Annotated in this window: 8 protein-coding genes; 4 read left to right on the forward strand and 4 right to left on the reverse strand. The window is 71.6% G+C overall.

What is annotated here, in order from left to right; genetic code table 11:
* Positions 1-60 precede the first annotated feature (60 nt).
* A complete protein-coding gene (locus AVW11_RS34680; RefSeq protein ID WP_076047011.1) occupies positions 61-2,127 on the reverse strand; it encodes a galactose-binding domain-containing protein in 2,067 nt (688 codons plus the stop codon).
* Positions 2,128-2,383: 256 nt separating this feature from the next.
* Here AVW11_RS34680 and AVW11_RS34685 point away from each other — a divergent pair, with 256 nt between their 5' ends.
* Positions 2,384-2,668: a hypothetical protein gene (locus tag AVW11_RS34685; protein WP_030855801.1), complete on the forward strand. Its 285-nt coding sequence runs from the start codon at positions 2,384-2,386 to the stop codon at positions 2,666-2,668.
* A gap of 31 nt (positions 2,669-2,699) precedes the next feature.
* On the opposite strand, the gene AVW11_RS34690 is transcribed toward AVW11_RS34685, so the two are convergent.
* Together AVW11_RS34690 and AVW11_RS34695 are read right to left on the reverse strand one after the other, a co-directional pair.
* A complete protein-coding gene (locus AVW11_RS34690; RefSeq protein ID WP_420713479.1) occupies positions 2,700-3,902 on the reverse strand; it encodes a serine hydrolase domain-containing protein in 1,203 nt (400 codons plus the stop codon).
* Between the two features lie 139 nt (positions 3,903-4,041).
* Entirely contained in the window at positions 4,042-5,670 is a 1,629-nt protein-coding gene (locus tag AVW11_RS34695) for an AMP-binding protein (protein WP_060179295.1), read from the reverse strand.
* Positions 5,671-5,769: 99 nt separating this feature from the next.
* Between AVW11_RS34695 and AVW11_RS34700 the strand changes: the two genes are divergently transcribed.
* Positions 5,770-6,126 carry a zinc ribbon domain-containing protein YjdM gene (locus AVW11_RS34700; protein WP_030855798.1) on the forward strand — a complete coding sequence of 119 codons (357 nt, stop codon included), beginning with the start codon at positions 5,770-5,772 and terminating at the stop codon, positions 6,124-6,126.
* A gap of 121 nt (positions 6,127-6,247) precedes the next feature.
* On the opposite strand, the gene AVW11_RS34705 is transcribed toward AVW11_RS34700, so the two are convergent.
* Positions 6,248-7,228 (reverse strand): ScbA/BarX family gamma-butyrolactone biosynthesis protein, encoded by a 981-nt coding sequence (locus tag AVW11_RS34705; protein WP_076047012.1) that lies wholly within the window; start codon positions 7,226-7,228, stop codon positions 6,248-6,250.
* A 103-nt stretch (positions 7,229-7,331) separates the two neighbouring features.
* On the opposite strand from AVW11_RS34705, the gene AVW11_RS34710 reads away from it, so the two are divergent.
* Positions 7,332-7,979: a ScbR family autoregulator-binding transcription factor gene (locus tag AVW11_RS34710; RefSeq protein WP_030855796.1), complete on the forward strand. Its 648-nt coding sequence runs from the start codon at positions 7,332-7,334 to the stop codon at positions 7,977-7,979.
* A complete protein-coding gene (locus AVW11_RS34715; protein WP_076047013.1) occupies positions 7,976-8,971 on the forward strand; it encodes an NAD-dependent epimerase/dehydratase family protein in 996 nt (331 codons plus the stop codon). The genes AVW11_RS34710 and AVW11_RS34715 overlap by 4 nt, the downstream gene beginning before the upstream one ends.
* The last annotated feature ends 173 nt before the right edge of the window (positions 8,972-9,144 follow it).

A 9,144-nucleotide genomic window follows, 5' to 3' on the forward strand; every position in this document is an offset into this window, starting at 1 on the left:
CGTCCGGGGCCGGCCGGATCGGCGGATCCGGCCGGCCCCGGACGCGGGGCGTGAGCGGCGTCAGCTGCTGTAGACGCCGACCTCGTGGAGCGAGTAGCCCCACTTGGTGCCGCGCTGTACTCCGTGGACGCGAACGTAGCGGGCCGTGGTGCCCGTGAACAGGGCCGTGTCCAGACCGCCGTCACCGGTGGCGGTGGACCACGCGGACTGCCAGTTCGCGCCGTCGCCCGACAGCTCGATGCGGTAGGCCCGCCCGTGCGCCCGCTCCCAGTCGAGCGTGACGCGCTTGACCAGGTTGGCCGCGCCGAGGTCGATCTGGATCCACTGGTCGTCGCTCCAGTCGCTCGCCCAGCGGGTGCCCGTGTTCCCGTCGACGGCCCGGGACGGGGCGTAGCTGGTGAACGGGTTCCACTCCGAGGAGCTGGCCGTGGCGGACGCGCCCGCGGCGAGGTTCACCCCGGCCTTGTGCTTCTCGGACGAGCCCCAGGTGGTGAGGTAGGACTCGGCGCCGCGGAAGAGGTCGTCGACGACGTCCTGGCCGCCGACGATCCGCAGGTCCTCGATCCAGTCCGGGACCAGGCCGTAGTGCGAGGCGCCGTCGGTGTTGAGGTCCCAGGTGCGCTGCCCGGTGGTCTGCTTGTCGATGACGGAGCCGCCGTCGGCGCTGCGGAACGGGTAGCGGACCGGGTTCGGGGTGTCGGCGCCGCGGGGCCCGGGCCAGCCGCCGACGCCGTTCATGTCGGTGCCGTAGCCGTAGCCCACGTTGTACTTGTCGCGCAGGGCGTTCTTGGCCTTGGCCTCCGCGCTGAAGCCCTCGGCCCCGCCCATGTACTGGGCCACGAACCCGCCGAGCTTGTAGAGCCGCTCGGTCCAGTTGTCGTCCATCCAGCTGTGCGAGGAGATGACCCCGGGGTAGGACTCCGACTCCAGGATGTCGAAGGCCCGGCCGGCGGCCTTGACGCTCATGTGGTCGATCTCCAGCATCATCTTGCGTTTCATCATCCCGCGCACCGCGTACTCGCCGAGCTCGGTCAGACCGCGGGTGTTGCACTGAGCGTCCGCCGCGTACGAAGGCACGGACACGCCCGCCGGGAGCTCCTTCTGCGCCGCGGGAGCGGCCGCGAGGCCGATGGGGTTGTCGTGCTGCGGGCCGGTGCACTTCTCCGTCTTCCAGAAGGTGCCGGTCGACAGGAACTGGCCGACGTTGATCGCGGTCCCGAGCGCGCCCTGGTCGAAGCGGACCCCGCACAGGGCGTTGTCGAACTTGTGGCAGAGGAACATGCTCCGCACACCGAGCTTGTGCAGCTCGTCGAGGCCCCGGTCGATGTCCTCCTTGCTGCACTGGGCGAAGTCCAGGATCTGCTTGCAGCCGAACGGCTCGGAGGTCTCGACGCCGAGGACGACGGCCATCTTGCCCTGCTCGACGACCTCGCGGGCCTGGGCGGAGTCGGTGACGATCCGGAACCAGCCCTTTCCGGGGCCGCCGTACATCTTGTCGATGTAGGCCTGCATGTCGTACGTCTTCTGCGCTTCGAGCCGGATGGCGGTCATCTCGTCGCAGCTGCGGTCCTTGAAGAAGTAGACCGAGCAGATCACGCCGTTGGTGACGAGGTCGTTGACGAGTACGCGCTGGCCGCCGCGCCAGGCCCGTTCGACCCACGCGTAGTAGTTCTGCTGGTGGGTGAGCGAGTCGTGGGCGGGCCAGTCCTTGAAGGTGGGCCAGCCGTCGGGGTCGTGCTTGCCGTCGCCGCCCTTGGTGATGAAGTCGAAGATCGCCAGGGTGCCGTCGGGGTAGTGCTCGGGGCAGTCCTTGAGCGCGTCGGCCACGCCCAGCTCGGAGAAGGGCTTGCCGCAGATGAGGCGCCCGCCGAAGCCCTCGTTGGACATCAGGTGGTCGTGGGCGTCGACGAATCCGCGGACCCGTCCCTGGGCGTCGGTGCCCTTGAAGGGTTCGCCGGTGACGTTGATCTCGGAGTCGGGTGCGGGCCGCGCCACCGGGTTCCACCAGCCGGGGTCGTCGGCGGCGGAGCTGGGCACGGGGCCGAGCACCATCGCCACCACGGCGAGGAGCAATGACAGGACCGCGATCGGGCTGCGCCTGGGGTTCTTGTGTCGGGAAATGGTCATCACTCACGTCTTCGGTCAGCGGATGGCGCGGTGGAGGAGCCGGATCCGTTCCGGGCGCGACGGCCACAGGGAGGTGCTGACTTGTCATGAACCCGCAAACGGTGGGTCGAGAATCGCCACTGGCGCCGACGGAGTCAAGAGTCCGGGACGGATGACCTGATGATTCGTCAGGTGGCCCGGTCGCGGGATCCGGCACGGACGGGCGGTCCGGCGTGGCCGCGCGGCGGCAGCCGCCGGGACGGCCTACCGTCGGGGTATGAGCGCGATGGCGGTGGTGTACGAGGTGCAGGACCCGGTGGCGGCGCACCCCGGCGGGCCCGCGGGCGCCGGCGGCGAGGTGGTCGTCGTGCGCGTGCACGCGGCGCCCGCGGCCCCCGGCATGCCCGGTGTCCCCGGTCCGCGGACCTTCTGCGGCAGGGACACCTTCGCGATGCGGGCCGCCCCGCAGCGGCCCGCGGGGCAGCCCGGCCCGACGTGGTACGACGCCGCGTACGCGGACCGGGTCTGCCCCGCCTGCGACGACGCGGTGGGCACCGGCTGAGGCGCCCCGGCGGCCCCCGGCCGGGCCGGCGTCAGCGCGCGTTGTGCTCGGGCAGGTCCATCTCGGCCGGGGCGAAGCCGAAGCCGCGGGCGGTCTTGTTCACGGCCGGCTTGCCGCAGAACGCCGCCTCGAGGGTGCCGCCCAGCGCCGTGTTGGCCGCACCCCGGTTGGAGGTGTTCGCCATCGCGGACAGGCTGCGCCGTCCGTCGCGCGTGGAGAAGGCGTACGTGTAGAAGCCCTGCACCGTGCCCGTGTGCCCGTAGACCGACGTGCCGCAGGAGAGGTCGTAGCGGCGCAGGCCCAGTCCGTAGAACCGGGTGTTCGTGGCGTCCGTCGGGGTGGCGGTGACCATGGCGTCCAGCAGGTGCGGGGACAGCAGCCGGCCGCCGAGCAGCGCGGACGTGAAGGTGTTCAGGTCCGCCGGGCTGGAGATCACCGCTCCGGCGGACTGGGCCCAGGACACGGTCTGCTCGGTGGAGTCGACCAGCGGCGCGCCGGCCTCGTCGGGGTGGAGGTAGCCGCGGGCGTGCAGGCCCTTGATCTTCGTGTCCGGGTGCACGTACGTGGTGTTGCGCAGGCCGAGCGGCTTGAAGATGCGCCGCTCGTACTCCTTGCCCACCCGGTTGCCGGTGGCCTTCTCGATGAGCATCCCGACGACGACGAAGTTGGTGTTGGAGTACTTGTACGACACGCCGGGCTCGGTCGTCCTGGGCTCGCGCAGCGAGAGGTCCAGCAGCTCCTGGTAGCCGAACACCCGGTTGCGGACGGCCTCGAAGCCGGGGACGGTGTGCTCGAACATGGCGTCGGTGTAGTCCGCGAGGCCGCTGCGGTGGGTCAGCAGGTGGCGCACGGTGATCCGGTCGTCGGGCAGCAGGCCGGGCAGGTGGCGGTTGACCGGGGCGTCCAGGTCGATCTTCTTCTCGCCGACCAGCTGGAGCAGGACGACGGAGGAGAAGGTCTTGCTGACGCTGCCGATCCGGAAGCGGGCCTGCGGGTCCATGGCCGCGCCCGTGGTCCTGTCGCGCAGGCCGACGGCCCGGGTCCGGACCCCGTCGGGGCCGCTGAAGCGGGCCATGGCGCCGGGCGCTCCGGCGGCCGTCGTGTTGCGCAGCGCCTGGGTCAGCGCTTCGAGGTCGGGGGCGGTCCCGGCCGCCTGGGCGGTGGTGGCGGGGGTGACGGCGGCCGTCACGGCGAGCAGGGCGGCGGTCAGGGCGAGGCGTCGGTTCACGGGCAGCAGCGGCACGGTGTTCCTCTGGTCGGTGGTCAGTCGGCAGGGAGGGGGGCGCCGCGGAAGGCCGGCCGGCACGGCCGCGACGCACCCATGAAAGATCATCGGGCAGGAACGGCGGCGGCGTGAGCCGCAACGCGCCGTTCTACGAGGGCAGTTCCAGCAGGCGCAGGGCCTCCTGGCGCATTTCCACCTTGCGGACCTTCCCGGTGACGGTCATCGGGAACTCCTCCACGACGTGCACGTAGCGCGGGATCTTGAAGTGGGCCAGCCGGCCCGCGCAGTACGCTCGGACGGTGTCCGCGGTCAGCGCCTCGGCCCCCTCGCGCATCCGCACCCACGCCATCAGCTCCTCCCCGTACTTGGCGTCGGGCACCCCGATGACCTGGACGTCGAGCACGTCCGGATGGGTGTGGAGGAACTCCTCGATCTCGCGCGGGTAGAGGTTCTCCCCGCCGCGGATCACCATGTCCTTGATCCGGCCGGTGATGCTCAGGTACCCGTCGTCGTCCATCACGGCGAGGTCGCCCGTGTGCATCCAGCGGGCCGCGTCGACGGCCTCCGCGGTGCGCTCCGGCTCCTCCCAGTAGCCGAGCATCACCGAGTAGCCGCGGGTGCACAGTTCGCCCGGCTCGCCGCGCGGCACCGTCCGTCCGGTCCGCGGATCGACCACCTTCACCTCCAGGTGCGGCCCGACGCGGCCCACGGTGGACACCCGGCGCTCCACCGAGTCGTCGGCGCGGGTCTGCGTCGACACCGGTGAGGTCTCCGTCATCCCGTAGCAGATGGACACCTCGGTCATGCCCATCCGCTCGATGACCTCCCGCATGACCTCGACCGGGCAGGGCGAGCCCGCCATGATCCCGGTGCGCAGGCTGGACAGGTCGTACGCGTCGAAGCCGGGCTCCGCCAGCTCGGCGATGAACATCGTGGGGACGCCGTAGAGGGAGGTGCACCGCTCCGACTCCACCGCGGCCAGGGTGGCCGCCGGGTCGAAGGACGGGGCGGGGATCACCATGGCGGCACCGTGGCTGGTGCAGGCGAGGTTGCCCATCACCATGCCGAAACAGTGGTACAGCGGGACCGGGATGCACACCCGGTCCTGCTCGGTGTAGTGGCACAGCTCGCCCACGAAGAAGCCGTTGTTGAGGATGTTGTGGTGCGACAGCGTCGCGCCCTTGGGGAAGCCGGTGGTCCCGGAGGTGTACTGGATGTTGACGGCGTCGTCCGGGCTGAGCGCGGCCTGCGCCCGAGCCAGGTCGGCCGGGTCGCCCCGGCGGCCGCGCTCCAGCAGGGAGTCCCACAGGGGGCCGCCGAGCAGGGCGACGAACTCCAGCGCCGGACACCGCGGGCGGACCTCCTCGATCATGGCGGCGTAGTCGGAGGTCTTGAAGCGGTCCGCGGCGGCCAGCAGACGGATGCCGGACTGCCGCAGTACGTACTCCAGTTCGTGGGATCGGTAGGCGGGGTTCACGGTGACGAGGACCGCGCCGATCCTGGCCGTGGCGTACTGCACGAGCGTCCACTCGGCCCGGTTGGGGGCCCAGATCCCGACGCGGTCGCCCTTGGCGATGCCCAGGTCCAGCAGGCCGAGCGCGAGCGCGTCGACATCGGCGGCCAGCTCCGCGTACGTCCAGCGGCGGCCGGCGGCCACGTCGACGAGGGCGTCGCGGTCGGGGAACCTGCGCACCGTCCGGTCCAGGTTCTCGCCGATGGTGTCACCGAGCAGCGGCGCTTCGCAGACCCCGGACGCGTAACTCGATGCGGCAGACACATGGACCTCCTGGAGGGCGGACCGACGGACCGGCGGGCCGGCAGGGCCGCCGGACGCGCGGGCGATCTGGGGCGGTGGATCCTGAAATATACTGATGGGGTGACTGAGAACCCCTTGCCAGCCTGCCCCGAGTGCGCGGGTGCCTACGCCTACGAGATGGGCTCGCTGCTCATCTGCCCCGAGTGCGGGCACGAGTGGCCGCTCGACACCGCCGGACCGGGGGACGCCCCCGAGGAGCGGGTGATCAAGGACGCCGTGGGCAACGTGCTGGCCGACGGCGACACCGTGACGGTCGTCAAGGGGCTGAAGGTCAAGGGCAGCCCGACCGGGATCAAGGCGGGAACCAAGGTGCGCAACATCCGCCTCGTCGAGGGCGTGGACGGCCACGACATCGACTGCAGGATCGAGGGGTTCGGGCAGATGCAGCTCAAGTCCAGCGTGGTCCGCAAGGTCTGAGAGGCCGGAGGGACCGGAGGGCCCGGAGGGGCCGCGAGGGTCCCGAGGGGAGACGGAAGGCGCCTGCCGGGCACAGAGCCCGGGCAGGCGCCTTCGTCGTACGCCGGTGGGACGGGGAAGGTCAGGGCGCGGAGAAGACGCGCTGGGACGCGGGCGCCAGAGTGGTGATCGCCGCCGTGGCCGTGAAGACCTCCTCGCCGTTCTGCCGGGCCACGACCCGGACGGGAGACCGGCGGCCGTCCGGCGCCGCCGTACGGTCGGGGAGCGCGGTCGTCTCGATCCAGCAGGGCGAGTTCAGCTCCGCGTAGCGGAAGAACTGCATCTCCATGTCGGTCAGGACCCCCCGGCGGGGGAAGGCCGAGGCGTACGCGGCCTGGCGCACCGCCTCCAGCAGCAGCATGCCCGGGGCGTGGTCGACGGGGTGGTCGAAGAGGATCGGGTGGTTGATGTCGGCCCGCAGCTGCGCACGGTGCGTGGAGCTGGTCGGGGAGAGGACCACGTCGTGGAAGCGGTCGCGGCACACCCGCCGGGGCGTCATCGGCGGCGGGAGCGGGATGACGCGGGCGGTCACCTGGTCGAGATCGCCGTTGCCGCCGCGCAGGCGCTGGTAGACGGCTTCGGGCTGGTTGGTGAAGCCGGCCTCGGCCGTCCCCAGGAACTCCCCGTCACGGGTGGCGGTGACGTGCATGGTCAGGCGGGCGAGCCGGCCGCCCCGGCGGGCGATGCCCGAGCAGCGGATGTGCAGCATGATGTCGGCGGGCCTCGAACCGACCACGAGCGCACCGGGGTTGGCCGAGTAGCTGAACGTGTCCCAGATCTGGCGGTGACCGAAGGGCACGTCGTACGCCACGTGGCTGAGCAGTGGGATGGCCTGGCGGACGGATTCGGCCAGGAGGAGCGGGTCGTGGTGGCCCGCGTCGGGCGAGTAGAAGCTGTGGGCGCGGGGCCACTGAGCGGTGACGACGTACTCGTCGGGAGCGACGGAACGCCATCCGGTGAGCAGGACTTCGGAGTGCGCGCTCTTGTGCACGTACTCCCGCGGTAAGGCGCTGCTGAGCGAGGCGGTTGCGGGCGAGGTGGAGCGTGTGGCTGAGACAGTCATGTGTTGAGCCCCCCAGGAACGTCGGACATGGCTGGTGCTTGTTCGGCGCTGGGTCCTAAAATAAAGGATGTTCGTTTTTTTTGTCGAGAAGGATTAGGTGCCCATGTCAGAACGTAAGCAGCAACGAGCCCCGCAACTCAGGGCAGTTCAGACGAAGGCGGCCATCCTGCGAGCCGCCGCGGAGGTCTTCGACGAGTTCGGCTTCAGCGGAGCCAGCATCAGCAAGATCATGAAGCGGGCGGACGTCACCCAGGGCGGGATGTACTTCCACTTCAGCTCGAAGGAAGAGCTCGCCTACGCCGTGATGGTCGGGCAGGGCGAGGGCCTGGAGTTCCCCGCGGGCGAGGACGGCCTCCAGCGCCTGGTGGACATCACCCTCTACCTCGCGGAGCAGCTCCGGCACAATCCGGTGCTCCGGGCCGGGGTGCGACTGGCCGTCGAGCAGGGGGAGTTCGGCCTGCGTGACGACGTCGCGTACCAGGCCTGGGTCCTCGAGTTCCGCCAGCAGCTGCGCTTCGCCCGGGCCAAGGGCGAGCTCCAGCCGGACGTCGACGACCACGAACTGGCCTGGGTGCTGGTCAGCTCCTTCACCGGAGCGCAGCTCTTCTCCCAGGTCTCCACCGGCCGGGCCGACCTGCCGCAGCGCATCGCCTCACTCTGGCGCTACCTGCTGCCCGCCGTCGCCACCGAGGACACCCGCAAGGGCCTGCGCCTGACACTGGAGGCGGCCGGGCCGGAGCAGCAGGGGTGAGCGGCCGTCAGGTCGTCGTGACCGGGGCGACCGGCTTCGTCGGCTCCGCGGTCCTGCGCCACCTCCGCGAGCTGGACCCGCGGATCGTGCCGCGCGCGGTGTCCCGTACCTCCCGTACGTCGGCGTCCCGTACGTCGGCGTCCTGTGCGCCGGTCCCCGCCGCGGCCGGAGCCTTACGCCGGGTGGCCGCGGACCTGGCCGACCCGGCCTCCCTGCACGGGGTGTGCGAAGGCGCCGACGTGCTGCTCTCGCTGGCCTCCTACGTCGGACCCGACGCCGGCCGCTGCGAGGCGGTCAACTCCGTCGGGACCGCCGCCCTGATGGCGGAGGCCCGGCGCGCGGGCGTGCGGCGGATCGTCCACCTGTCCACCTGTGCCGTCTACGGTCCCGGCCCCCATCGTGGAGCGGACGCCACGGAGTTGGAGCCCGCCCCGGTGTCGCCGGCCAGCAGCAGCCGGCTGGCGGGGGAGTCCTCCGTGGTCGCCTCCGGGGGCCTGGTCCTGCGCGCCGGACTGGTGCTGGGCCGGGGCGACCGATGGGTCGTGCCGGCCCTGGCGGACGCCTTCCGGCGGGTGCCGGCGCAGTGGGACGGGGGAGCGGGACTGGCCTCCTTCGTCGACGTCGGCGACCTGGCGCGACTGCTCGCGGCGTTCGCCCTCGGGGACGGCGGCCCGGCCGGGGCGAAGGGCGTGCTGCATGCCCACCACCCCGAGCCGGTGCGCAACCGCGACCTCATGCACGCCCTGGCCGCGCACGGGGTGCTGCCCGAGCGGCCCGCCGCCGACTGGCCCTGGAGCAGGTGCCTGGAGGCCCTGGCCGCGACCCCGGGCTGGGTGAGCGAGCGGCAGTTCACGCTGCTGGCGCGGGACCACTGGTACCGCGCGGACACGGCGTGGCGGCTCGCCGGCATCGATCCGGGCCCGGGCCCGCTGGACCGGCTCGGCCGGGCGGCGCCCTGGTACCGGGAGAGGGGCGCCGTCATCCCGGGGTGACGCAGATCTGCCAAAGCCTCAACGGGATGGGGGCGGACGGGCCGTGGCGGGGAAGGGGGCGGGTAGCGTCCCGGACACAGCCGGTCCAGGTCATCCCGTGAAGCGTGTGGAGGAGTGGAAATGCCCGACCTTTCGAACATCGTCAAGGCGTATGACGTGCGTGGCGTTGTGCC

The sequence above is a fragment of the Streptomyces amritsarensis genome (assembly GCF_001953875.1).
GTDB classification, from domain to species: domain Bacteria; phylum Actinomycetota; class Actinomycetes; order Streptomycetales; family Streptomycetaceae; genus Streptomyces; species Streptomyces amritsarensis.